A 24,141-nucleotide genomic window follows, 5' to 3' on the forward strand; every position below is an offset into this window, starting at 1 on the left:
GACGCACCGGCCATTTGTGTGATGAAAATCATCATTTATCTCTGCCGAATTGGTGGTTATCTGCACAAAACATTGCGGAATTGTATAACTCAATCATTTACACCCGTGGTCAAACCGTCTAAGTTACTCGCGGGTTATTCCAAAAAAATGCAAAAAACCCGCCCGGATCGCTGGTTTCGCTGCCTCATGGATTGAGCAAATATCGCCCAAGGTAACAACCGGCATCTGCGGCTGATTTACGGACGAATTATTTGGGACGGATGTCCCCCGCAGAGGTAAACATGTCCTTGCTCGAAGTAAAGAACTTGCGGATCGAGTACCCCTCCCGCTACGGGGTGCTGGCCGCGGTGAAGGATCTCTCTTTCTCTATCGAAAAGGGTGAGATTGTCGGAGTGGTCGGTGAATCCGGCGCCGGCAAGTCCACCATCGGCAACGCCGTTATCGATCTCCTGAGCCCGCCGGGTCGCATCGCCCGTGGCGATATCTATCTCAATGGCGAGCTCATCTCCGGCAAGAGCCAAAACGAGATGCGGGCCATCCGTGGCTCCCGTATCGGGTTCATCTTCCAGGACCCCATGACCTCCCTCAACCCGCTGTTCACCGTTGAGCATCAGCTGGTGGAGACCATTCTAGCCAATACCGACCTCTCTCGCGAAGCCGCTTTTGCCAAGGCATTGGAGCTGATGGGGGCGGTGGGTATTCCGCAGCCGGAGCTGCGCATCAAACAGTATCCGCACCAGTTTTCCGGTGGCATGCGTCAGCGGGTGGTTATCGCCATTGCGCTCTCCTGCGATCCGGAGCTGATCATCGCCGATGAACCGACTACGGCGCTCGACGTCTCCATTCAGGATCAGATCCTCCAGCTTATCCGCGCCCTCTGCAAAGAGCGTCAGGTGGGCTGCATGCTGGTGACCCACGACATGGGGGTGGTCTCCAACGTTACCGACAAGGTGGCGGTGATGTATCGCGGCGATCTGGTGGAGTTCGGCCTGACCGAACAGGTACTGGGCAGCCCCAATCACCCCTATACCCGCAGCCTCATCTCGGCGGTGCCCCGCTCCGATGTGAAGCTGGTGCGTTTCCCGCTGGTCTCCTATATCGAGGATGCCAGTGCGCCGGATACCAATATCGACCTCAAGACCCACTGGCTCGGCCAGAGTCAGGACGAGCGTGCCTATGAAGGGGCGCTGCTGCGGGTGGAGAACGTCGATCTGAAGTTCGTCACCAAGGACTCCATCTTCCCGAGCCGCCGCCAGTATGTGCGTGCCTGCAACAACATCAGCTTCGAGATCTTCGAGGGTGAAACCTTCGGTCTGGTGGGGGAGTCGGGCTCCGGCAAATCGACCATTGCCCGCGCCATCACCGGTCTCTATCCGCCTGATACCGGCAAGATTTTCTTCGAGGGGATCGATCTGACCGCTCTCAAGAGCGAGCGCGAGCGTCGCCCGCTGCGTCGCCAGATGCAGATGGTGTTCCAGAACCCCTATTCCTCGATGAACCCGCGGATGAAGGTGCGCGACATCATTGCCGAGCCGATCCGCTTCCATCAGCTGGCGAGCAGCGAGAGCCAGATCGAGGGGATCGTCGGCGATCTGCTGGATCACGTGGGTCTCGGTCGTGGTGCTGGCCTCAAGTATCCCCACGAGTTCTCCGGCGGTCAGCGCCAGCGCATCTCCATTGCCCGCGCCCTGGCCACTCGCCCGCGCTTCCTTATCTGCGACGAGCCGACCTCGGCGCTGGATGTGTCGGTGCAGGCCCAGATCCTCAACCTGCTCAAGGATCTGCAGCAGGAGCTCAAGCTCACCATGCTGTTTATCAGCCACGATCTGCCGGTGATCCGCCAGATGTGCGACCGCATCGGGGTGATGCAGCACGGTCATCTGGTGGAAGTGGCCGAGACCGAGAAACTCTTTACCAATGCCGAGCATGAGTACAGCCGCAAGCTGATCACCCTCATGCCGGAGTTCAAGGGAATGTCCCGCGAGGGGCTGGAAATCGCAAGCTAGGAGAGCGCCGGTGCGCCGGTCTGCTTGTCAAAAAAAGTGTCATAAGAAAGCCAAAAGCATGGAGAACAAGATGAAGAAAGGATTGTCCAAGATTGCCCTGGCGCTGTTTGCCGCCGGTTTCGCCTTCAGTGTCTCAGCCGCCGATATCAAGGTGGGTGTCGCTTCTGACGCCACTTCGCTGGATCCGCAGGAGCAGCTCTCCGGTCAGACCCTGGAGATGTCGCACCTGGTATTCGATCCCCTGATGCGTTACACCCAGGACCTGCAGTTCGAGCCCCGTCTGGCCGAGAAGTATGAGCGTATTGACGACAAGACCGTCCGCTTCCACCTGCGCAAAGGGGTCAAGTTCCACTCCGGTAACGACTTCACCGCAGACGACGTGGTGTGGACCGTCAACCGCCTGAAATCCTCCGTCGACTTCAAGGCGATCTTCGATCCCATCAGCGAAGTGAAGAAAGTCGATGACTACACCGTCGATCTGATTACCGCCAAGCCGTTCCCGCTGGTGCTGCAGACCGTCACCTACATCTTCCCGATGGACTCCAAGTTCTACACCGGCAAAACCGAAGCGGGCAAAGACAAGGCCGAGATTGTCAAAAACGGCGACTCCTATGCCTCTACCCACGTCTCCGGTACTGGCCCGTTCACCGTCAAGTTCCGCGAGCAGGGCGTGAAGCTGGATTATGCCCGCAACGCCAACTACTGGGATAAAGCTTCCAAGGGTAACGTCGAGAACCTGACCGTGGTGCCGATCAAGGAAGATGCGACCCGTGTTGCAGCCCTGTTGGGTGGCGACGTGGACATGATCTATCCGGTTGCGCCGAACGATCTGGAGCGTGTGAAGAATGGCAAGGACTCCCAGCTGGTCACCCTGTCCGGTACCCGTGCCATCATCATCGAGCTGAACCAGAACACCAACCCGGCGCTGAAAGACAAGCGCGTGCGTCAGGCGATCAACTACGCCATCAACCAGGTGGGCATCGTCGAGAAGATTAACAAGGGCTTCGGTACCCCTGCTGGTCAGCTGAGCCCGAAAGGCTATGCCGGTCATAACGAGGCGCTGGTGCCCCAGTATGATCTGGCCAAGGCCAAGGAGCTGATGAAAGAGGCCGGTTACGAGAAAGGCTTCAAGATGACCTTCATCTCCCCGGCTGCCCGCTACGTCAACGACGTCAAGATTGCCCAGGCTGTTTCCGCCATGCTGGCCAAGATCAACATCAAGGTGGATCTGAAGACCATGCCGGTGGCCCAGTACTGGCCGGAGTTTGACAAGTGCGCCGCAGACATGCAGATGATCGGCTGGCACTCCGACACCGAAGATACCGCGAACTTCTTCGAGTTCCTGACCTTCACCAAGGACGCCAAGACCGGTATGGGTCAGTACAACTGCGCCGGTTATGCCAACGCCGAAGCTGACAAGCTGGTGATGGATGCCAACGCCGAGACCGATCCGGCCAAGCGTGCCGAGATGCTGAAGAAGGTCGAAGCCATGCTGATCGAAGATGCTGCCTACGTGCCGTTGCACTGGGAAGATCTGGCCTATGGCGCCAAGAAGAACGTCGACATCAAGCCGGTGGTCAACGTGATGAACTTCCCTTACCTGGGTGACCTGGTGGTCAGCAAGTAAGAGAACGTCGCAAGGAAGGACGGGGCGGGGTGGTCAGCTGGCCACTCCGCCCACTAACAGAAGCCTGTGCCACGACACAGGCCACGTAGAAGGACAAGCATGTTTACATTCCTGCTGAAACGGTTCTATCAGGCCGTGATAGTGATGTTCGTCATCAGCCTGGTCGCCTTCTCTATCCAGGACAACCTGGGTGACCCGTTGCGCGAGCTGGTGGGACAATCCGTCTCTGAAGCCCAGCGTCACGAGTTGCGCGAGAAGATGGGCCTTAACGATCCCTTCCTCATCAAATACAGCCGCTTTCTGAAAAATGCGGTGCATGGGGATTTGGGCACCTCCTATTTCTTCAAGCGACCCGCTCTCGAGGTGATCCTCGACAAGCTGGTGGCTACCCTTGAGCTGGTGTTTGCCGCCGCGCTCATCATCGTGGTGGTCTCCATTCCACTCGGTGTCTATTCGGCGATCCGCCCGCGCAGCATACCCACCAAGATCATCATGGCGGGGAGCAGTATCGGTATCTCGATCCCTGTGTTCCTGACCGCCATCATGCTGATGTACCTCTTCTCCATCCAGCTGGGCTGGCTGCCAGCCTATGGCCGTGGCGAGACCCGTAACCTGCTGGGCTGGGAGTCGGGCTTCTTCACCTGGGATGGTATCAAGCACCTGATCCTGCCGGCGGTGTCGCTCTCTTCCATCATGTTGCCGCTGTTTATCCGCTTGGTGCGCTCCGAGATGCTGGAGCAGCTCTCCTCCGAGTACGTCAAATTCGCCCGCGCCAAGGGGCTGGATAACAACAAGGTCTACTATCAGCACGCTCTGAAGAACACCATGCTGCCGGTCATTACCGTCGGCGGGGTGCAGATCGGCACCATGGTGGCCTACACCATTCTGACCGAGAGCGTATTCCAGTGGCCGGGCACCGGCTTCCTGTTCCTCGAGGCGATCCACCGGGTCGATACCCCGCTGATCACCGCCTACGTCATCTTCGTGGGGCTGATCTTCGTGGTGACCAATACCCTGGTCGACCTGCTCTACGGGTTGATTAACCCGACCGTTAACCTGACCGCCAAGGGGTAACAGATGACTAATGCTGTAACTGCAAGCCCAAGCCGTTGGGCACGATTCAAGAACTCTGACATCGTCTACTACTTCCTGCGGGACAAGGTAGCCATGTTCAGCTTTGCGGTGTTTGTGGTGTTCGTGCTGGCGGCGCTGCTGGCGCCTTGGCTCGCCCCGCACAACGTCTATGACCAGACCAGTTTTGATCTGATGGATGCCGAGTTGCCCCCCTCCTGGCTCGAAGGCGGCGAAGAGCGCTTCTGGCTCGGTACCGACAACCAGGGGCGGGATATCTGGAGCACCATCCTCTATGGCGCCCGTATCTCTCTCACTATCGGTCTGTTTGCTGTGGCCTTGCAACTGGTGCTCGGTATCGTCATTGGTCTGATTGCCGGTTATTTCGGTGGCCGCATCGACAACCTGCTGATGCGCTTTGCTGATGTGCAGCTGTCGTTCTCCACCATGATGGTGGCGATCATCATCTCCGCTATCTTTCAGGCAACCTTTGGCTCCGAGTTCTACTCGAAGTTCGCCATCATGATGCTGGTGGTGATCATCGGTATCGCCGAGTGGCCGCAGTATGCCCGTACCGTGCGCGCCTCTGTGCTGGCGGAGAAGAAGAAGGAGTATGTGGAAGCAGCCAAGGTGATGGGATTCCGCGCCCCGCGCATCATGTTCCGCCACATTCTGCCCAACTGTTTGTCGCCCATTCTGGTGATCTCCACCGTGCAGGTGGCCAACGCCATCATGAGCGAGGCGGCACTCTCCTTCCTCGGTCTGGGAATGCCGGTTGATCAGCCCTCGCTCGGTTCGCTTATCAGCGTCGGCTTCAACTACATCTTCTCCGGCTCCTGGTGGATCACCGCCTTCCCGGGCATCTGTCTGGTGGTGCTGGTGCTGGTCATCAACCTGCTGGGCGACTGGCTGCGGGATGTGTTTAACCCCAAGATCTACAAAGGGTAATCTAGGTCAGAAACACAAAATAAAAAGGGCGCCAGTGAGGCGCCCTTCTTTTGCTTGATAGCTTTAAGCGTTATCAGGCTTGCAGCCAGCTTTCGATGCTGCGCTGGATGCCTGCATCGTCCAGACCGAGCAGGGCATAGATCTCCTGCTGGGTGCCCTGTTCGACGAAGCGATCCGGCAGGCCGAGGTTGAGCACCGGCTTGCACTGCTTGCTGCGCATCAGCAGTTCGTTCACAGCCGAACCGGCGCCGCCCATGATGGCGTTGTCTTCCAGAGTGACAAACTGATCGTGGCTGGCTGCCAGCGACAGCACCAGCGCCTCATCTATCGGTTTGACGAAGCGCATGTCCACCAGGGTGGCATCCAGTGCCTCTGCGGCCGCTTTCGCGTGGTGCAGCAGGGTACCAAAGGCCAGAATAGCGGTGCCTTTGCCCTCTCGCAGGATACGTCCCTTGCCAAGCGCCAGTGCCTGCATTTCTGACGAGATAGGGGCGTCGCTCAGGCTGCTGCCGCGTGGGTAACGCACAGCGACAGGGCCCTGATGGAGATAGCCGGTATAGAGCATCTGACGGCACTCATTCTCATCAGATGGCGTCATCACCACCATGTTGGGCACGGTGCGCAGGAAGCTGATGTCGAACGCCCCCTGATGGGTCGGGCCGTCGGCGCCCACCAGACCGGCCCGGTCGATGGCGAACAGCACCGGCAGATCTTGCAGCGCCACATCGTGGATCACCTGATCGTAGGCACGCTGCAGGAAGCTCGAATAGATGGCGACCACCGGCTTCTTGTCGGCGATGGCAAGACCAGCGGCAAAGGTGACCGCGTGTTGCTCGGCAATAGCCACGTCGAAGTAGCGATCCGGATATTGCTGGCTGAATTTCACCAGCCCGGAGCCTTCACGCATAGCGGGGGTGATACCGACCAGCTTCTCGTCTTTGGCTGCCATATCGCACAGCCACTGGCCGAAGATGGCGGAGAAGGTGGGCTTGGCGCCACTTGCCTTGGGCAGGGAGCAATCGTCAGGATTGAACTTGGGCACAGCGTGATAACCGATGGGGTCTTTCTCCGCCGGCTCGTAGCCCTTGCCCTTCTTGGTTTTGACGTGCAGCAGCTGCGGGCCCTTGAGGTTGCGCATGTTGCGCAGGGTCTCGACCAGCGCCTCGATATCGTGACCGTCGATGGGGCCGATATAGTTGAAGCCGAACTCCTCGAACAGGGTGCCGGGCACCACCATCCCCTTGAGGTGCTCTTCGGCCCGCTTGGCCAGCTCCTTGACCGGTGGCAGCCCCGCCAGCACCTTCTTGCCGCCTTCGCGGATGGTGGTGTAGAGCTTGCCGGACATGACCCGGGCCAGATGGTTGTTGAGCGCGCCGACATTCTCGGAGATGGACATCTCGTTGTCGTTGAGGATCACCAGCATGTCCTTGTGAACATCGCCGGCGTGGTTGAGCGCTTCGAAGGCCATCCCTGCGGTAATGGCACCGTCACCGATCACTGCCACCACCTTGCGACCCAGCCCTTCGCTCTCGGCGGCGACCGCCATGCCGAGCGCCGCACCGATGGAGGTGCTGGAGTGGCCGACGGAGAGCACGTCATACTCGCTCTCGCCACGCCAGGGGAAGGGGTGCAGACCATCCTTCTGACGGATGGTGTGGATCTGATCTCGGCGCCCGGTCAGGATCTTGTGGGGATAGGCCTGATGTCCCACATCCCAGATCAGCCGATCGAACGGGGTGTTGTAGACATAGTGCAGGGCCACGGTCAGTTCGACAGTACCGAGACCGGAGGCAAAGTGTCCGCTGGAGCGGCTGACTGAGCGCAGCAGATATTCGCGCAGCTCGTTGCACAGCACCGGCAGCCGATCTTTGGGCAAGGAACGCAGCTCTATCGGGGTGTCCGCGAGAGCTAGGTTGGGGAAATTGCTAATATCAACGCTCATATTGTTACTGTTATCCAGCGTTTAGTGGGTTCGCTCGATGATGTAATCGGCAAACGCTTCCAGAATGTCGGTATTGTAGGGCAAGGATTGCAGGGCTGTTAAGGCTTTACCGTGCAGTTCGCGAGCCAGCTCACGGGCATTTTCGAGTCCGAGCAGGGCCGGATAGGTACTTTTCTCCAGCGCCAAGTCAGAACCTTGTGGCTTGCCCAGGGTGGCGGTATCACCTGTGATGTCGAGGATGTCATCCTGCACCTGGAAGGCCAGCCCGATGGCTGCTGCGTAGGTTTGCAGGGCCGCCAGCGTGGCGTCATCGACATCGGCTTTGCACAGGGCGCCGAGCGCCACGGCGCACTCAATCAGCGCACCGGTTTTGTGGCGGTGTACCTGCTCCAGCTCGGCGAGCGAGATCTGGCGCCCTTCGGCCTGCAGATCCAGCGCCTGACCGCCGCACATACCGAGATAGCCGGAGGCGCGGGCGAGGGTACTCAGCATCCGCACCCGGTTGGCCATCAAGGTATCGGGCATGGGGTGATCGGCCAGAATGGAGAATGCCAGGGTCTGCAGCGCATCACCGGCCAGAATCGCGGTTCCTTCGTCAAACGCCTTGTGAACGGTTGGCTGGCCGCGACGCAGGTCGTCGTTATCCATGGCGGGCAGGTCATCGTGTAGCAGGGAGTAGGCGTGGATGCACTCCACGGCAGCCGCGGGGCCATCCAGCAGCTCGCTCTTGACCCCCAGCATCTCGCCGACCGCGTAGACCAGAAACGGGCGAACCCGCTTACCGCCCAGCAGCAGGCCATAACTCATGGCATCGCGCAGGCGCGGCGCCATGGCGGGCAAGGATTCAAGTTGTGCTGACAGACAGTCGTCAATACGCTGACGATGCAGACGGGAAAAATGGTCCAGCGCCACTCACTCTTCTCCTTGTTCTGGCTGGAAGGGGGCAAGCTGGTCACTGCCATCGGCTTTGTTCAGCAGGATCTGGATCTTCTGTTCGGCCTGTTCCAGCTTCTGCTGGCCGGCCCGTACCAGATGAATACCTTGCTCGAACTGCTTGAGTGCCTCTTCCAGGGGTAGGGAACCTTGCTCCAGCTGATGAACGATGGTTTCCAGCTCTTCCAGAGTGGCATCAAAACTCAGGCGGTCGATTTTTTTACTGGCCATGTCCATCCTCGGGGATTGAAAAAAACGGCTTATATTAACATCGACCGTCCACAGGGGGGAGGCAGAAAAGCACTGCCCCCTCAAACTCTCGCTAAACTGGCCGATAATGAGTCATCATTCTCAGTGGGTGCATGCTTGCCGCATGGGTCGCAATAGCAGAAAATTCAACAGACTATAAATAGACATAAGAACCGGTGACAGGAGTAGGGACGTGGATCTAGGCAGTCTGATAGGGATAGTGCTGGGTTTCGGGGTGGTGGTGTACGGCATGCTGCTGGGTGGCCCCATGAGCATGTATGTGGATATGCCATCGGTCTACATCACTGTATTGGGCTCAATCTTCATCGCCATGATGAAGTTCAACCTTGGCCAGTTCCTGATGGCATTCAAGGTGGCGGGCAAAGCCTTTATGTACAAGGGCGACAAGCTTGAAGACCTGATTACCAAAGCCGTTGAACTGGCTGACGCGGCTCGCAAAGGGGGCTTTTTGGCGCTGGAGGCCGCAGAGATCCCCAATGCATTTATGAAAAAAGGGATCGACATGCTGGTCGATGGCCACGATGCCGATGTGGTGCGTGCCGTGATGGAAAAGGATATCGACCTGACAGCTGAGCGCCATGTCATTGCCATCAAGGTCTTCCGTACCCTTGGGGATCTGGGCCCTGCAATGGGGATGATTGGGACCTTGGTGGGGTTGGTGGCCATGCTGGCCAACATGAGTGACCCCAAGTCGATCGGCCCGGCGATGGCGGTGGCCTTGCTTACCACTCTGTACGGTGCGATAGAGGCCAATATGTTGGCGATCCCGATTGCCGATAAGCTGGAGCTGCGCAGCGGAGAAGAAAAGCTCAGTCGTACCCTGATCCTCGATGCCATTATGGGGATTCAGGATGGCCAGAACCCGCGGGTGATCCAGTCCATGCTGCAAAACTATCTGAACCAGTCCAAACGTAATACTGGCACCGAATAGGGGGCGCTATGTCTGATTGCAAGTGCCCGCCACCAGGTCTCCCTGGTTATATGGGAACCTTTGCCGACCTGATGTCGCTGCTGATGTGCTTCTTCGTGCTGCTGCTCTCCTTTGCCGAGATGGATGTGCAGAAGTTCAAACAGATAGCCGGTTCCATGGACAAGGCATTCGGGGTACAGAACATCCTTGAGGTGAAAGATATTCCCAAGGGAACCTCGGTGATTGCCCAGGAGTTCAGGCCCGGTCGCCCGGAACCCACGCCGATTGATACCGTGATGCAGCAGACCATCGATCTGACCCAGACTGAGTTGGATTTTTTGCCCGGTGAGGCCGAACAGGCTGGTGGTCAGGACAAGAGTGATGGTAAGCAGACGGGGGGCGATACCGCGCAGGATGCGAAGAAGGCGCAAGAACAGTCCAATACTCTAGCAAAAGCGCTGGCAGAGCAGATGAAAGATCAGATTCAGGATGGCGCCATCGAAATTGAAGCGTTGGGCCAGCAGATCATCATCCGTATCAGGGAAAAAGCCTCGTTCCCGGCCGGTTCGGCATTTCTGCAGCCACAGTTCTGGCCGGTCATTCGCAAGGTCGCGACCCTGCTCAAGGATGTGCCGGGTGAAATTACCATCTCCGGTCACACCGACAACGTGGCGACTGAAGATGAGCTGTTCCAGTCCAACTGGGAGTTGTCATCGCAGCGGGCGGTGGCGGTGGCGCACCAGATGCTGAAGGTCCCCGGTTTTGATCAGGGGCGATTGGTGGTGCAGGGGATGGCGGATTCCCAGCCATTGGTGCCCAATACCACCCCGGAAAATCGTCGGATGAACCGGCGGGTGGAGATCGCCATCATGCAGGGCAAGCCGACCGTTTCGGCGCCAATTTCCGTACCGGAAGGGAAGTAAGCGAGGGGAATGTCGATGATGCAAGTGGGATCTGCATCAGGGGGCTGACGTGGATTTTGTGTTGGCTTCATATTAAGATGCCTCATCCGAACCGATTGCTGCGGCCCCCTTGCAGATGGCCGCAGTTTCTATTTTCAAGCAACCCAGGTTTCGACTATGAATCATACTCCGATGACTGTTCGCGGCGCTGAGAAGCTGCGCGAAGAGCTCGATTATCTCAAGACCGAGCTTCGTCCCCAGATTATCGAAGCGATTGCCGATGCCCGTGAGCACGGCGATCTGAAGGAAAACGCCGAATACCATGCCGCTCGCGAGCAGCAGGGGTTCTGTGAAGGTCGCATTCAGGAGATTGAAGCCAAGCTCTCCAATGCGCAGGTGATCGATGTCACCAAGATGACCAACAACGGCCGCGTTATTTTTGGCGCGACGGTGACTCTGCTCAAGAGCGAGACAGAGGAAGAGGTGGTTTACCGCATCGTGGGTGACGATGAGGCTGATATCAAACAGAACCTCATCTCTGTCAACTCCCCCATTGCCCGAGCCCTGATTGGCAAGGAAGTGGACGATGTCGCAATCGTCAAGACCCCTGCTGGCGATGTGGAATACGAAGTACTGGAAGTCGCTTATATCTAAGCGAATGCTACATACGATGAAACAGGGGGGCTGGCGCTCCCCTGTTTGTCTTTATCTATATGATTGTTGATAAAAATCAGGACAGATACGCCTCAGTAAAGGCGTCTTGATGGCGCTGGAACAGCCAGTGGCGCAGCCGTTCGATGTTGCTCTCGCTCATTTGAAAGCTCAGCGCCCAAGTGGCATGGTCGGCATTGGCTTTGATGCGCCTTACCAGTCGTCCCTGCAGTGGAAGAGGGGCCTCTTGCTCGATACAGAGCTCGCCGTTGATGGGGGTATCGGCCACCATGTCGATTGGCAAATTTTCCACTATGAGTCCATTAAGGGAGAGGCTGAGTACCTGAAACAGGCCGAACTCGCTGCAAAGCTTGGCTTTTTGGGCAAGACGCCAGGCGCGCGGTTGCGCAAACCCCAGCTCCCTGATGACCGGTGCAGATAACCGGGGCTCGACGAAGCCATCTTCCCCTTGGGTAAAGGTCAGGGGAAATCTCAGCTGATGGCCTGCAAAGCGAGCTTCGAGTACAAGGTGGTCGGCTTTTTGCAACAAGCCAAGCATGGGGGCATCGAGGTGACCACTCAGAACATGGGCGTCCTGATTGCTCCCCAAGTCCCGCAGCATGGCCAGCTCATCGTCGGTCAGAATAGGATGGTGAGCCATAATGCGTGTCCGGAAGTATTCATCGCAGGTTAAGGGCTTTGCGACTACTTTGGCAAGCGACTCGGGAAGAAGTGGAATAAGGAAAGAGCGATGCTCTTTCCTTTTACTTGCGGGGCAGCTGGATCTTGGGTTCGTTGGCCTGACGATAAATGGTCAGCACATGGCCCATGCTCTGTACTTTGACTGAACCGGTCTCACGGACAATGGCATCCATAACCAGTTGTTTCATCTCGCGATCTTCAGAGGCAACCTTAACCTTGATCAGCTCGTGATGGTTCAGTGCCAGATCGATCTCGGCCAGTACGCCTTCGGTCAGACCATGCTGACCCAGCAGGACGACAGGTTTGAGGCTGTGGGCAAGGCCCTTGAGGTACTGTTTCTGTTTGTTGTTGAGAATCATCGCAATTTCTTCATAAGTCAGGGTTGAAAGGGGCGTATTCTACCCCCACTTAGCCCTTAATACTAATAACCCTTGTGGTTTTTTAAAGTCGATTATCATGACCCAGAAAAAACGTTCCCCCAGTTCAACTCGCTGGTTAAAAGAACATTTCGACGATCAATACGTCAAAAAAGCCCAGAAAATGGGCCTGCGTTCTCGTGCTGTTTTCAAGATTGACGAGATCCAGGGCAAGGATCGCTTGCTGAAACATGGCATGACCGTAGTGGATTTGGGTGCAGCCCCCGGTGGTTGGTCCCAGTTCGCGGTTGAACAGGTTGGGGATTCGGGTCGCGTCATCGCATGTGACATTTTGCCGATGGATCCCATTGCCGGTGTCGATTTCCTGCAAGGGGACTTTCGGGAGGAAACTGTACTCGGCGCTTTGCTGGAACGAGTGGGTCCCGACAAGGTCGATGTCGTGATGTCTGATATGGCGCCCAACATGAGCGGTACCCAGCAGGTGGATCAGGCTCGCGCCATGTATCTGGTCGAGCTGGCGCTGGACATGTGTAATCAGGTATTGCGTAGTGACGGCAGTTTCGTGGTGAAGGTGTTTCAGGGAGAGGGCTTTGATGCCTATCTCAATGAAATTCGTAAACTTTTCTCCGCTGTCAAAATTCGTAAACCAGACTCATCCCGCGCCAGATCACGGGAAGTCTACATTGTGGCTACCGGTTTTAAACTGTAGTACCCTAACCTTCATCGTTAACTGTCAGTCTGCGAGGTTACTGATTTGAGTGACATGGCGAAAAACTTAATCCTGTGGCTGGTCATCGCCGTCGTTTTGATGTCGGTGTTCAATAGCTTCAGCCCCAGCGATACCACCAGTCGCCAGCTGGACTATTCCAGCTTCGTTAAAGAGGTGACCCAAGAGCAGATCCGTGAAGTGCGGATGGACGGTAAGGTCATTAATGGCGTCAAGCGTACTGGTGAACGATTCACCACCATCATCCCTGCGCCGGATCCCCAGCTGCTCAACGACATGCTCAATCACAATGTCAAAGTGATGGGCGAGAAGCCGGAAGAGCCGTCTCTGTTGACCTCTATCTTCATCTCCTGGTTCCCGATGCTGCTGCTGATCGGTGTCTGGGTCTTCTTCATGCGTCAGATGCAGGGCGGTGGTGGCAAAGGTGCCATGTCGTTCGGCAAGAGCAAGGCTCGCCTGATGAGCGAAGATCAGATCAAGACCACCTTTGCTGACGTTGCAGGTTGCGATGAAGCAAAGGAAGAGGTGAAGGAGCTGGTCGACTATCTGCGTGACCCGAGCAAATTCCAGAAACTGGGTGGCAAGATCCCGACCGGTGTGCTGCTGGTTGGTCCTCCCGGTACCGGTAAGACCTTGCTGGCCAAGGCCATTGCGGGCGAGGCCAAGGTGCCGTTCTTCACCATCTCAGGTTCCGATTTCGTGGAGATGTTCGTCGGTGTCGGTGCCTCCCGGGTGCGTGACATGTTCGAACAGGCCAAGAAATCCTCCCCCTGCATCATCTTCATCGATGAAATTGATGCGGTCGGTCGCCAGCGTGGCGCCGGTCTGGGTGGTGGTCATGATGAACGTGAGCAGACCCTTAACCAGATGCTGGTCGAGATGGATGGCTTTGAAGGCAATGAAGGCATTATCGTCATCGCTGCCACCAACCGTCCTGACGTACTGGATCCGGCACTGCTGCGTCCGGGCCGTTTCGACCGTCAGGTTGTGGTCGGTCTGCCGGATGTCCGTGGTCGCGAGCAGATCCTGAAAGTGCACATGCGCAAAGTTCCGTTGGCGGATGACGTCAATCCGGCGCTGATTGCCCGTGGCACCCCCGGTTTCTCCGGTGCGGATTTGGCGAACCTGGTCAACGAAGCTGCCCTCTTCTCTGCCCGTGAGAGCCGCCGAGTGGTCTCCATGGCCGAGTTCGAGAAGGCGAAGGACAAGATCATGATGGGTGCGGAACGTCGCTCCATGGTGATGAAAGAGTCCGAAAAAGAGATGACTGCATATCATGAAGCCGGTCACGCCATCATTGGTCGTCTCGTTCCTGACCATGACCCGGTTTACAAGGTCTCTATCATTCCGCGCGGTCGTGCGCTGGGTGTGACCATGTATCTGCCGGAGCAGGATCGCTGGAGCCACTCCAAGCAGCATCTGGAGTCTATGATCTCCAGCCTTTATGGCGGTCGTCTGGCGGAAGAGTTGATCTACGGTGCCGAGAAGGTATCGACCGGCGCGTCCAACGATATCGAGCGGGCGACCGAGATTGCACGCAAGATGGTGACCCAGTGGGGTATGTCCGAGCGTCTTGGCCCTATGCTCTACGCGGAAGAAGATGGCGAGGTATTCCTCGGTCGCAGCATGGCCAAAGCCAAGCATATGTCCGACGATACCGCTCGTATCATTGATGCAGAAGTGAAGCAGGTGATTGATCGTAACTATGATCGTGCCAAGCAGATCCTGCTGGATAACATGGATGTGTTGCACAGCATGAAAGATGCGCTGATGAAGTACGAGACTATCGATGCCAAACAGATCGATGATCTGATGGCTCGTCGCGAGGTTCGTGCTCCGAGCAACTGGCATGACGAGCACGGTGATACCCCGCAAGGCGGTTCCACTGTGGCTGCCGAGACCAAGCCTGCCGATGAGGCTGCACCGGTGTCGGATGTCACTATCGACAAAGCCAACGACGCTCCGGCCAAATAATTGTGACTCTCCAAACCCCGGGCTTGCCCGGGGTTTTTCTTTATCAGATGGACGTGAAAATGCAGTTAACCAGCAAGGGGCTCAGCCTCTCTCTCGATCGTCCCCATGTGATGGGGATCCTCAATGTGACGCCCGACTCCTTCTCTGATGGCGGTAATTTCAACCAGTTTGAACGGGCAATGGCCCATGCGCGCCAGATGGTCTCTGACGGTGCGACCCTCATCGACATCGGTGGCGAGTCAACCCGCCCTGGTGCGCCCGATGTGAGCGAGCAGGAGGAGCTGGACAGGGTCATTCCTGTCGTGGAACAGATGGTCCGTGAGCTGGATGTGATGATCTCCCTCGATACCTCCAAAGCGGCGGTGATGCGGGAGGGTTGCAAGGCGGGAGCCCATCTGATTAACGATGTGCGGGCACTGCAAGAACCTGGAGCGCTGCAGGCCGCGGCCGAAGCGCGGGTTCCGGTCTGTCTGATGCATATGCAGGGGCAGCCGAGAACCATGCAAGTCGAGCCGCACTATGACGACCTGATCGGGGAGGTACGCGCCTTCTTTGATGAGCGTATTGCGGCTTGTCTGGCGGTCGGGATTCGTCGTGAAGAGCTGTTGCTGGATCCGGGATATGGCTTTGGCAAAACCCTTGCACACAACTATCAGCTGTTGGCGGCTCAAAAGGAACTGCTTGATTATGGCTTGCCGCTATTGGTGGGGATGTCGCGAAAGTCTATGATAGGCAACCTGCTGGGCCGTCCGGTGGATGAGCGTCTGGCGGGCAGTCTGGCATGCGCCCTTATCGGCATGCAGCATGGGGCCCGCATCATCAGGGTACATGATGTACGGGAGACCATGGACGCATTGCGCGTCGGTTGGCTGGCAATGACGGGACAAGATTTTATTTCCAGATAATAAAGAGAACAGACAATGGCAAGAAAGTATTTCGGTACCGATGGTGTGCGCGGCAAGGTTGGCGAATACCCGATCACCCCTGATTTTGTAATGAAATTAGGTTGGGCTGCCGGCAAGGTGCTCTCCAAGAAGGGCACCAAAAAGGTGCTGATTGGCAAAGATACCCGCATCTCCGGTTACATGCTGGAATCCGCGCTGGAAGCGGGGCTCTCTGCGGCAGGCCTCAAGGCCATTCTGATGGGGCCCATGCCAACACCGGCGGTTGCCTACCTGACTCGCACTTTCCGCGCCGAAGCTGGCATCGTCATCAGCGCTTCCCACAATCCCTTCTACGACAACGGCATCAAGTTCTTCTCCGCCGACGGCACCAAGCTGCCCGATGATGTCGAGCTGGCTATCGAAGCCGAGCTGGATCACGAGCTCAAGTGTGTCGAGTCGGCCGAACTTGGCAAAGCGGTGCGCATTGATGATGCCGCCGGTCGCTATATCGAATTCTGCAAGAGCACCTTCCCCTCCCACATGAATCTGGATGGGGTGAAAATGGTGGTCGACTGTGGCCACGGGGCGACTTATCACATTGCGCCTTCGGTTTTCCGCGAGCTGGGTGCTGAAGTGATCACCATGGGCTGTGCCCCGGATGGTCTCAACATCAACGATGGTGTTGGTTCGACTGCGCCTGACGCACTGGTTGCCAAGGTGCTGGAGTGCAAGGCCGATCTGGGGGTTGCCTTTGATGGTGATGGTGACCGTCTGATCATGGTCGACCATACCGGCTATCTCATCGACGGTGATGAAGTGCTCTACATCATCGCGCGCGATGCCCTGCGCAATGGTCGCCTCAAGGGGGGCGTAGTCGGCACCCTGATGGCCAACATGGGTCTGGAACTGGCGCTGCAAACCCTTGGTATTCCGTTTGCCCGTGCCAAGGTGGGTGACCGCTATGTGCTGGAGATGATGGAAGAGAAGGGCTGGCGCATCGGTGGCGAGAACTCCGGCCACATTATCTGTCTGGATCAGACCACTACGGGTGATGGCATCGTAGCCGCCTTGCAGGTGCTTACCGCCATGCGCAGTGCCGAGATGCCGCTGGCCAAGCTGCGCTCCGGCATGAGCAAGTTCCCGCAGGTGCTGGTGAATGTTCGTTTTGCCGAAGGCAAGGATCCGCTGGCCGCGGATGCTGTCATGGCTGAGGTTGCCAAGGTGGAACAGGAGCTGGCTGGCCGTGGTCGCGTACTGTTGCGCAAATCAGGTACCGAACCGCTGATCCGGGTCATGGTCGAAGGGGAGCATGAACAGCAGGTGCGTGACATGGCTCAGCGCATCGCCAAGCAGGTTGAATCGGCGTTTTAATGAACAATCAGGGCGGCTTTTTAGCCGCCCTGGTTGTATCTTGTTCAAACGATTCAAAAATTTAAAAATAGCACTTGTCAGCTGAGCATCCTCTGGATATTATCAGCCCCGCTTTCGCAAGGGAGTTGCCGATGGGACATCGCAAGCCGTTTGTAGCAGCCAACTGGAAGTTGCACGGTAGTAGGTCGCAGTTAGAGCAGTTTACGAGTCAGTGCCTAAATGGCGTTGACGGAAAAGTAGATGTGGTTCTCTGTCCTTCCCATGTGCATATCGACTTTAGCGCTTCACTGCTAAATGAGCAGAAGGTAATAAAGTTGGGGGCTCAGAATGTGAGTCAGCACGCGGCTGGCGCTTACACCGGAGAAATCTCGTGTCAGATGCTGGTTGAGGCAGGGTGTCGTTACGTATTGGTAGGGCACTCCGAGCGCAGGCGTCTCTTTGGTGAGACCAGTTTTATCGTCGCAGAGAAGTTTGCGGCAGCCAGAGCGGCAGGCTTGATCCCCATCCTCTGTTTAGGTGAATCAGGCGCGGCGAGGCAGGCGAGAAGAGCCTTCGAGGTGATCGCTGAAGAGCTGGATATCGTCATAGAGAAAAATGGCGCGATGGCTTTCGATAATGCTATCATCGCCTACGAGCCGATTTGGGCTGTAGGTACAGGTAAATGCGCCACACCCGAGCAGGCACAAGAGGTTCATTCCTTTATTCGTGGTCGCTTGGCGGAGGATACTCCGGTAATAGGTGAGAAGATCAGAATCATCTATGGTGGGAGCGTGACGCCGACCAATGCGAAAGATTTGTTTGCCCAGTCAGACGTAGATGGCGGATTGATTGGCAGAGCGAGTCTCGATAGCGATGCGTTTTTAGGAATTGTTGAAGCGGCAAAGGGTGCAAGTTAAATGTACGAAATTCTTTTGGTCGTTTATCTGCTGGTTTCACTAGCTCTGATTGGTCTGGTGATGATTCAGCAAGGTAAAGGGGCTGATATGGGCGCCTCCTTCGGCGCAGGGGCATCGAACACAGTATTCGGCTCCAGTGGTTCAGGCAGTTTCCTGACCAGAACAACAGCGGTTTTGGCTACTCTGTTTTTCGTAATCAGCCTGGTGCTCGGCTCTATGTCCAGCAACAAGGTCAAACAGGGCAGTGAATGGGAAAATCTGCAACAAACCCAACAGGTTGAGCAGACCAAAGCGCCAGTGAAGAAAGATACTGACGTTCCCGAGTAAGAGTTTTGCCGTGGTGGTGGAATTGGTAGACACGCTATCTTGAGGGGGTAGTGCTCTAGGGTGTGCGGGTTCGAGTCCCGCCCACGGCACCAATTAAGTAGTGACCCGGGTGACTGGGTATATTATAGCCAGTCAGTCTTGTATCGAGAGAGTGAAGTGGCTATAATCTCGCACGATTTCGGACGCGGGGTGGAGCAGCATGGTAGCTCGTCGGGCTCATAACCCGAAGGTCGTCGGTTCAAATCCGGCCCCCGCAACCAAATTTCACGCATTTCCTACGCTCAGGAAGGCGGTCGCTGCGAGGCGACAATCAGGGTAAAGCGCCAAGCCCCGATTTGACATCGGGGCTTTTTGTTATGTGCAATTTACTCTGAATCGATCTCTATCTGGGCTTTATGCCCTTTTTTTGTTTTTCGGAGGGTGACTTTGGCTACGTTGGAACAACGTTTGACCGATCTGCTCGAGGCTCCGGTCGTTGCCTTGGGTTTTGAACTTTGGGGTATTGAGTTTATCCGTGCGGGTAAACACTCCACCTTGCGCGTCTATATCGACGGTGAGCAGGGTGTGACCGTTGAAAACTGTGCTGAAGTCAGCCATCAGGTTGGCGCCATCATGGACGTTGAGGATCCCATCACCGAGGAGTACTACCTCGAGGTATCTTCCCCAGGTCTGGATCGTCCGTTGTTCAAGGTTGCCCAGTTCGAAAAATACGTTGGCCAAGAGGCGGCGGTAACGCTTCGGATGGCAACAAACAACCGCCGCAAGTTCAAAGGCGTAATCAAAGCTGTTCAGGGCGACATGATCACCCTGACGGTAGATGGTAAGGACGAAGTGTTGGCTTTCACCAATATCCAAAAAGCGAACATAGTGCCGAACTTTGGTTAACGAGGCTATCGGATATGAATAAAGAGATTTTGCTGGTCGTTGACGCTGTGTCCAACGAGAAGGCGGTACCCCGCGAGAAGATTTTCCAGGCTCTGGAGACTGCGCTGGCGACTGCGACCAAAAAGAAATATGAAGGCGAGATTGAAGTTCGGGTCGAGATCGATCGCAAGACCGGTGACTACGACACCTATCGTCGCTGGCTGGTAATCGCAGATCAAGCCGCGATGGAAAACCCCTATGCTGAAATTACCCTGGAAGCGGCGCAGATTGATCAGCCAGAAATCCAGATCGGCGAGTATGTTGAAGACCAGATCGACTCTGTGACCTTCGACCGTATCACTACCCAGACCGCCAAGCAGGTTATCGTGCAGAAAGTGCGCGAAGCGGAGCGTTCACAAGTAGTTGATCAGTTTAAAGATAAAGAAGGCACCATCATCAGTGGTGTCGTCAAGAAGAGCAACCGCGACAACGTCATTCTGGATCTGGGCAGCAATGCTGAAGCCGTGATCTTCCGTGATGACATGCTGCCGCGTGAAACCTTCCGCCCGGGTGACCGCGTTCGTGGCCTACTCTACGCAGTACGTCCAGAAGCCCGTGGTTCTCAGCTGTTTGTCAGCCGTTCCAGCCCGGACTTCCTGAAAGAGCTGTTCCGTATCGAAGTACCGGAGATCGGTGAAGAGATGATCGAAATCATGGGCGCAGCCCGTGATCCGGGTTCCCGCGCCAAGATCGCGGTGAAGACCAACGATCGTCGTATCGACCCGATTGGTGCCTGTATCGGTATGCGTGGTGCCCGTGTGCAAGCTGTCTCCGCCGAGCTGAGTGGTGAGCGCGCCGACATCGTGCTGTACGATGACAACCCGGCCCAGTATGTGATCAATGCCATGGCACCAGCCGATGTGGCCTCCATCATCGTTGATGAAGACAACCACACCATGGATATCGCCGTGGAAGCTGCCAACCTGGCCCAGGCTATCGGCCGCAATGGTCAGAACGTGCGTCTGGCCTCCCAGTTGACCGGTTGGGAGCTGAACGTGATGACCGTCGAGGACATGCGTGCCAAGCACCAGGCCGAGAACGACCGCATCATGAACTTGTTCACCAGCACCCTGGATATCGATGACGATTTTGCCGGTCTGCTGATGGAAGAGGGCTTCTCGACTCTGGAAGAGATCGCCTTCGTGCCAGTTAACGAGTTGCTGGCTATCGACGGTCTGGATGAAGACATGGTCGAAGAGCTGCGCAAGCGTGCCAAAGATGCCCTGACTACCCAGGCGCTGGCCAAAGAGGAGTCTTTTGATGGCGTCGAGCCGTCCGAAGAGCTGCTCAATCTGAACGGTCTGAGTCGTGAACTGGCATACGCTCTGGCGGGCCGCGGCGTGGGTACCCTGGAAGATTTGGCTGAGCAAGGTATCGATGACCTTGCTGGTATTGAAGGGCTGACTGCCGAGAAGGCGGGTGAGCTCATTATGGCTGCTCGCAATATCTGTTGGTTCGGAGAAGAGCAGTCTTAAGTAAGATCAAACGGAGGAAAATGAATGGCAGAAGTATCAGTCAAACAACTTGCCACTGACATCGACACACCGGTTGATCGTCTTCTCCAGCAGTTTGTCGATGCCGGTATCAGCAAGAGCAAGGCCGACGACATGGTCAGCGAGTCTGAAAAGCAGACTCTGCTGGCACACCTGAAGAAACAGCATGGAGGTGACGAGGTCGCCGCTCCTGCCCGCATGACTTTGCAGCGCAAGACCAAGAGCACCATCAGTGTTCAGGGAACCGGCGGCAAGAACAAAGAAGTGCAGGTGGAAGTTCGCAAATCTCGCACCTATGTAAGACGCTCGGCGCTGGAAGAAGAACAGCGTCAGGCGGAAGCCGAGGAAAAAGCGCGTTTGGAAGCAGAAGAAAAAGCTCGTCGCGAAGCCGAAGAGAAGGCTCGCCTCGAAGCTGAAGAGAAGGCTCGCCGTGAGGCTGAGCAGGCTCGTCGTGAAGCTGAGGAAAAGGCGCGGATCGAGGCACAACAAAAGGCTCGACAGGCTCAACAGCCCGCCAAAGCAGCCAGTAGCACAGCTCAGCAAGAGGCAGAAAAGATGGCCAAGCGCGAAGCAGAAGAACTGAAGCGCCAACAGGAACAGACAGCTTTGAAAAAAGCTGAAGAACTCGCCGCGAAGAAAGCCGAAGAGGCTCGCATCATGGCGGAACAGAACGCAGCCCGCTGGGCTGAAGAAGAAGCTGCTCGTGCCAAAGAGAGCAGCGATTATCACCTGACAACCAACAAGCATGCGCAAGCTGCAGAAGACGAGCTGGATCGCAAAGAAGAGACCAGCCGTCGTACTGCCGCTGCCGCGGTCAAGGCACCGAAAAAGGCGGGTCGTCGCGATGATGATCGCAATGATCGCAACTCCCGTGATCCGCGTGCCCGTAAAGGCAAACGTGGCAAGGTCGCTACCCCGAACGCCATGAAGCATGGCTTCAACAAGCCGGCTGCCGTGGTGAACCGCGACGTTGTCATCGGTGAGACCATCACCGTGGCCGAGCTAGCCAACAAGATGGCCGTCAAGGGCGTTGAAGTCATCAAGGCGATGATGAAGATGGGGGCCATGGCCACCATCAACCAAGTGATCGACCAGGAGACCGCTCAGCTGGTCGCCGAGGAGATGGGTCACAAGGTTGTGCTGCGTCGTGAGAATGAGCTGGAAGAGGCGGTACTGTCCGATCGTGACGAGACCTCCGAAGCCAAGCCGCGCGCACCTGTCGTTACCATCATGGGTCACGTTGACCACGGTAAGACCTCGCTGCTCGACTACATTCGTAAAGCCAAGGTTGCTGCAGGCGAAGCCGGTGGTATTACCCAGCATATCGGTGCTTACCACGTCCAGACCGACAGTGGCATGATCACCTTCCTGGATACCCCGGGTCACGCGGCGTTTACCTCCATGCGTGCTCGTGGTGCCAAGGCGACCGACATCGTGGTCCTGGTTGTTGCAGCTGACGACGGCGTGATGCCGCAAACCATCGAAGCAATCCAGCACGCCAAGGCGGCCGGTGTGCCGCTGGTTGTTGCGGTCAACAAGATCGACAAGCCTGAAGCGGATCCGGATCGCGTCAAGACCGAGCTGGCCCGTTACAACGTCATGTCCGAAGATTGGGGTGGAGACTGCCAGTTCGTGCACGTATCTGCCAAGTCCGGTCAGGGTATCGACGATCTGCTGGAAGCCATCCTGATCCAGGCTGAAGTACTGGAGCTGAAAGCGGTGGTTGACGGTATGGCCAACGGCGTCGTGATCGAATCCTTCCTGGATAAAGGTCGTGGTCCGGTTGCTACCGTACTGGTACAAGAAGGTACTCTGCGTCAGGGCGACATCGTTCTGTGTGGTCTCGAGTACGGCCGTGTTCGCGCCATGCGTGACGAACTTGGTCGCGAGATCAAGGAAGCGGGTCCGTCCCTGCCGGTGGAAATCCTGGGTCTCTCCGGCGTTCCCTCTGCCGGTGACGAAGCCACTGTTGTCCGTGACGAGAAGAAAGCCCGTGAAGTGGCGCTCTATCGTCAGGGCAAGTTCCGCGAAGTCAAGCTGGCTCGCCAGCAGAAGGCCAAGCTGGAAAACATGTTCGCCAACATGACCGAGGGCGAAGTGTCCGAAGTAAACGTGGTGATCAAGGCCGACGTACAAGGTTCTGTGGAAGCGATCTGCGATGCGCTGGTCAAACTCTCCACCGACGAAGTGAAGGTGAAGATCGTGGGTTCCGGCGTAGGTGGTATCACCGAAACCGACGCGACCCTGGCTGCTGCTTCCAGCGCCATCCTGGTTGGTTTCAACGTCCGTGCCGACGCGTCTGCGCGCAAGGTCATCGAATCCGAGAGCCTGGATCTGCGTTACTACTCCGTCATCTATGACCTGATCGACGAAGTGAAGCAGGCCATGAGCGGCAAGCTGGCCCCTGAGTATCGTCAGGAGATCATCGGTCTGGCCGAAGTGCGTAGCGTCTTCAAGTCTCCGAAGTTCGGCGCAGTTGCCGGTTGTATGGTTACCGAAGGTGTGGTCAAGCGTTCCAACCGTATCCGCGTTCTGCGTGACAACGTGGTTATCTATGAAGGCGAGCTGGAATCCCTGCGCCGCTTCAAGGATGACGTCAACGAAGTTCGCAACGGCTACGAGTGTGGTATCGCGGTCAAGAACTACAACGACGTGCGTGAAGGCGACCAGATCGAAGTTTACGAGACTGTTGAAATCCAACGGACTCTGTAAGCCGAGAGTTAGACAAAATAGGGGGCCGCGGCCCCCTTTTATCGCAGGATAGAATATGGCCAGAGAATTCAGCCGGACCCGTCGGGTCGGACAGCAGATCCAGCGTGAAATCGCGCTGATCCTGCAGCGCGAGGTGAAAGACCCGCGCATCGGCATGGTGACTGTTTCCGATGTGGAAGTGTCCCGTGACCTCAACTATGCCAAGATTTACGTCACCTTCTTGCAGCTGGAAAATGATGCCGAGCGCATCAAGGAAGGCTTGCAGGGTCTGACCGAAGCAGCCGGATATATCCGTAGTCTGCTGGGCAGTGCCATGCGTCTGCGCGTGGTGCCCGAGCTGCGTTTCTACTACGACCAGACCCTGGTCGAGGGGATGCGTCTCTCCAACCTGGTGACCAACACTGTGCGTGAAGACAAGCGTCGCATGGCCGAATCCGGCCGTGATGAAGAAGCTGAATCCGCACCGGATGACACGACTGAGGATAAAGCCTGAG

General features: G+C 56.7%; 22 protein-coding genes and 2 tRNA genes. 19 read left to right on the plus strand and 5 right to left on the minus strand.

The window, feature by feature from the left end:
* The first annotated feature begins 281 nt into the window (after nucleotides 1-281).
* The 4 genes from G5367_RS17310 (at nucleotide 282) to G5367_RS17325 (ending at nucleotide 5,652) form a co-directional block, all read left to right on the plus strand.
* On the plus strand, nucleotides 282-2,006 hold the full coding sequence (locus tag G5367_RS17310) for a dipeptide ABC transporter ATP-binding protein (protein ID WP_421244660.1): 1,725 nt from the start codon (nucleotides 282-284) through the stop codon (nucleotides 2,004-2,006).
* Nucleotides 2,007-2,076: 70 nt separating this feature from the next.
* On the plus strand, nucleotides 2,077-3,633 hold the full coding sequence (locus tag G5367_RS17315) for an ABC transporter substrate-binding protein (protein WP_216949579.1): 1,557 nt from the start codon (nucleotides 2,077-2,079) through the stop codon (nucleotides 3,631-3,633).
* Nucleotides 3,634-3,732: 99 nt separating this feature from the next.
* Nucleotides 3,733-4,707: an ABC transporter permease gene (locus G5367_RS17320; protein WP_005343520.1), complete on the plus strand. Its 975-nt coding sequence runs from the start codon at nucleotides 3,733-3,735 to the stop codon at nucleotides 4,705-4,707.
* A 3-nt stretch (nucleotides 4,708-4,710) separates the two neighbouring features.
* Nucleotides 4,711-5,652 carry an ABC transporter permease gene (locus tag G5367_RS17325; protein ID WP_019445927.1) on the plus strand — a complete coding sequence of 314 codons (942 nt, stop codon included), beginning with the start codon at nucleotides 4,711-4,713 and terminating at the stop codon, nucleotides 5,650-5,652.
* 73 nt (nucleotides 5,653-5,725) lie between these two features.
* On the opposite strand, the gene dxs is transcribed toward G5367_RS17325, so the two are convergent.
* From dxs to xseB, 3 genes are read right to left on the minus strand one after another with little or no spacing between them, the layout of a single operon-like run.
* On the minus strand, nucleotides 5,726-7,594 hold the full coding sequence (gene dxs, locus G5367_RS17330) for a 1-deoxy-D-xylulose-5-phosphate synthase (RefSeq protein WP_421244659.1): 1,869 nt from the start codon (nucleotides 7,592-7,594) through the stop codon (nucleotides 5,726-5,728).
* A gap of 21 nt (nucleotides 7,595-7,615) precedes the next feature.
* Nucleotides 7,616-8,506 carry a (2E,6E)-farnesyl diphosphate synthase gene (ispA, locus tag G5367_RS17335; RefSeq protein ID WP_005343523.1) on the minus strand — a complete coding sequence of 297 codons (891 nt, stop codon included), beginning with the start codon at nucleotides 8,504-8,506 and terminating at the stop codon, nucleotides 7,616-7,618.
* Nucleotides 8,507-8,758 carry an exodeoxyribonuclease VII small subunit gene (gene xseB, locus G5367_RS17340; RefSeq protein WP_421244658.1) on the minus strand — a complete coding sequence of 84 codons (252 nt, stop codon included), beginning with the start codon at nucleotides 8,756-8,758 and terminating at the stop codon, nucleotides 8,507-8,509. It lies immediately after the preceding gene.
* Nucleotides 8,759-8,969: 211 nt separating this feature from the next.
* On the opposite strand from xseB, the gene pomA reads away from it, so the two are divergent.
* From pomA to greA, 3 genes are all read left to right on the plus strand, one after another.
* Nucleotides 8,970-9,728, plus strand: a complete 759-nt coding sequence (gene pomA / locus G5367_RS17345) for a flagellar motor protein PomA (protein ID WP_005358490.1) — start codon at nucleotides 8,970-8,972, stop codon at nucleotides 9,726-9,728.
* A gap of 8 nt (nucleotides 9,729-9,736) precedes the next feature.
* The gene (locus tag G5367_RS17350) at nucleotides 9,737-10,630 is read left to right on the plus strand and encodes a flagellar motor protein MotB (RefSeq protein WP_421244657.1); all 894 of its coding nucleotides are present in this window, start codon (nucleotides 9,737-9,739) and stop codon (nucleotides 10,628-10,630) included.
* 156 nt (nucleotides 10,631-10,786) lie between these two features.
* Complete coding sequence (greA, locus tag G5367_RS17355) at nucleotides 10,787-11,263, plus strand: transcription elongation factor GreA (protein ID WP_005343528.1); 477 nt, start codon at nucleotides 10,787-10,789, stop codon at nucleotides 11,261-11,263.
* Between the two features lie 76 nt (nucleotides 11,264-11,339).
* Here greA and G5367_RS17360 read toward each other — a convergent pair whose 3' ends face one another.
* Both G5367_RS17360 and yhbY read right to left on the minus strand, forming a co-directional pair.
* Nucleotides 11,340-11,921 (minus strand): PilZ domain-containing protein, encoded by a 582-nt coding sequence (locus G5367_RS17360; protein ID WP_216979376.1) that lies wholly within the window; start codon nucleotides 11,919-11,921, stop codon nucleotides 11,340-11,342.
* A gap of 103 nt (nucleotides 11,922-12,024) precedes the next feature.
* Nucleotides 12,025-12,321 (minus strand): ribosome assembly RNA-binding protein YhbY, encoded by a 297-nt coding sequence (gene yhbY / locus G5367_RS17365; protein ID WP_033114153.1) that lies wholly within the window; start codon nucleotides 12,319-12,321, stop codon nucleotides 12,025-12,027.
* Between the two features lie 97 nt (nucleotides 12,322-12,418).
* Between yhbY and rlmE the strand changes: the two genes are divergently transcribed.
* The 12 genes from rlmE (at nucleotide 12,419) to rbfA (ending at nucleotide 24,140) form a co-directional block, all read left to right on the plus strand.
* The gene (gene rlmE, locus G5367_RS17370) at nucleotides 12,419-13,048 is read left to right on the plus strand and encodes a 23S rRNA (uridine(2552)-2'-O)-methyltransferase RlmE (RefSeq protein ID WP_005338828.1); all 630 of its coding nucleotides are present in this window, start codon (nucleotides 12,419-12,421) and stop codon (nucleotides 13,046-13,048) included.
* A 45-nt stretch (nucleotides 13,049-13,093) separates the two neighbouring features.
* Nucleotides 13,094-15,040, plus strand: a complete 1,947-nt coding sequence (gene ftsH / locus G5367_RS17375) for an ATP-dependent zinc metalloprotease FtsH (RefSeq protein ID WP_216959076.1) — start codon at nucleotides 13,094-13,096, stop codon at nucleotides 15,038-15,040.
* A gap of 59 nt (nucleotides 15,041-15,099) precedes the next feature.
* A complete protein-coding gene (gene folP, locus G5367_RS17380; protein WP_421244656.1) occupies nucleotides 15,100-15,945 on the plus strand; it encodes a dihydropteroate synthase in 846 nt (281 codons plus the stop codon).
* Nucleotides 15,946-15,960: 15 nt separating this feature from the next.
* On the plus strand, nucleotides 15,961-17,295 hold the full coding sequence (gene glmM, locus G5367_RS17385) for a phosphoglucosamine mutase (RefSeq protein WP_005338823.1): 1,335 nt from the start codon (nucleotides 15,961-15,963) through the stop codon (nucleotides 17,293-17,295).
* Between the two features lie 131 nt (nucleotides 17,296-17,426).
* Nucleotides 17,427-18,191, plus strand: coding sequence for a triose-phosphate isomerase (gene tpiA, locus G5367_RS17390; RefSeq protein ID WP_421294762.1), 765 nt, complete (start codon nucleotides 17,427-17,429; stop codon nucleotides 18,189-18,191).
* Nucleotides 18,192-18,518 (plus strand): preprotein translocase subunit SecG, encoded by a 327-nt coding sequence (gene secG, locus G5367_RS17395; protein WP_421244654.1) that lies wholly within the window; start codon nucleotides 18,192-18,194, stop codon nucleotides 18,516-18,518. It begins immediately after the preceding gene.
* A gap of 7 nt (nucleotides 18,519-18,525) precedes the next feature.
* Nucleotides 18,526-18,610: transfer RNA gene (locus tag G5367_RS17400), tRNA-Leu, on the plus strand.
* Nucleotides 18,611-18,701: 91 nt separating this feature from the next.
* Nucleotides 18,702-18,778 (plus strand) — tRNA-Met (locus G5367_RS17405).
* 166 nt (nucleotides 18,779-18,944) lie between these two features.
* Nucleotides 18,945-19,403: a ribosome maturation factor RimP gene (gene rimP, locus G5367_RS17410; protein WP_005343544.1), complete on the plus strand. Its 459-nt coding sequence runs from the start codon at nucleotides 18,945-18,947 to the stop codon at nucleotides 19,401-19,403.
* 14 nt (nucleotides 19,404-19,417) lie between these two features.
* On the plus strand, nucleotides 19,418-20,917 hold the full coding sequence (gene nusA / locus G5367_RS17415; RefSeq protein ID WP_005343546.1) for a transcription termination factor NusA: 1,500 nt from the start codon (nucleotides 19,418-19,420) through the stop codon (nucleotides 20,915-20,917).
* 24 nt (nucleotides 20,918-20,941) lie between these two features.
* Nucleotides 20,942-23,647 carry a translation initiation factor IF-2 gene (infB, locus tag G5367_RS17420; protein WP_005343549.1) on the plus strand — a complete coding sequence of 902 codons (2,706 nt, stop codon included), beginning with the start codon at nucleotides 20,942-20,944 and terminating at the stop codon, nucleotides 23,645-23,647.
* A 55-nt stretch (nucleotides 23,648-23,702) separates the two neighbouring features.
* Entirely contained in the window at nucleotides 23,703-24,140 is a 438-nt protein-coding gene (rbfA, locus tag G5367_RS17425) for a 30S ribosome-binding factor RbfA (protein WP_005338799.1), read from the plus strand.
* Nucleotide 24,141 lies beyond the last annotated feature (1 nt).

Origin of the sequence: Aeromonas sp. 604282 (genome assembly GCF_049170575.1) — a bacterium.
Taxonomy (GTDB): domain Bacteria; phylum Pseudomonadota; class Gammaproteobacteria; order Enterobacterales; family Aeromonadaceae; genus Aeromonas; species Aeromonas veronii_A.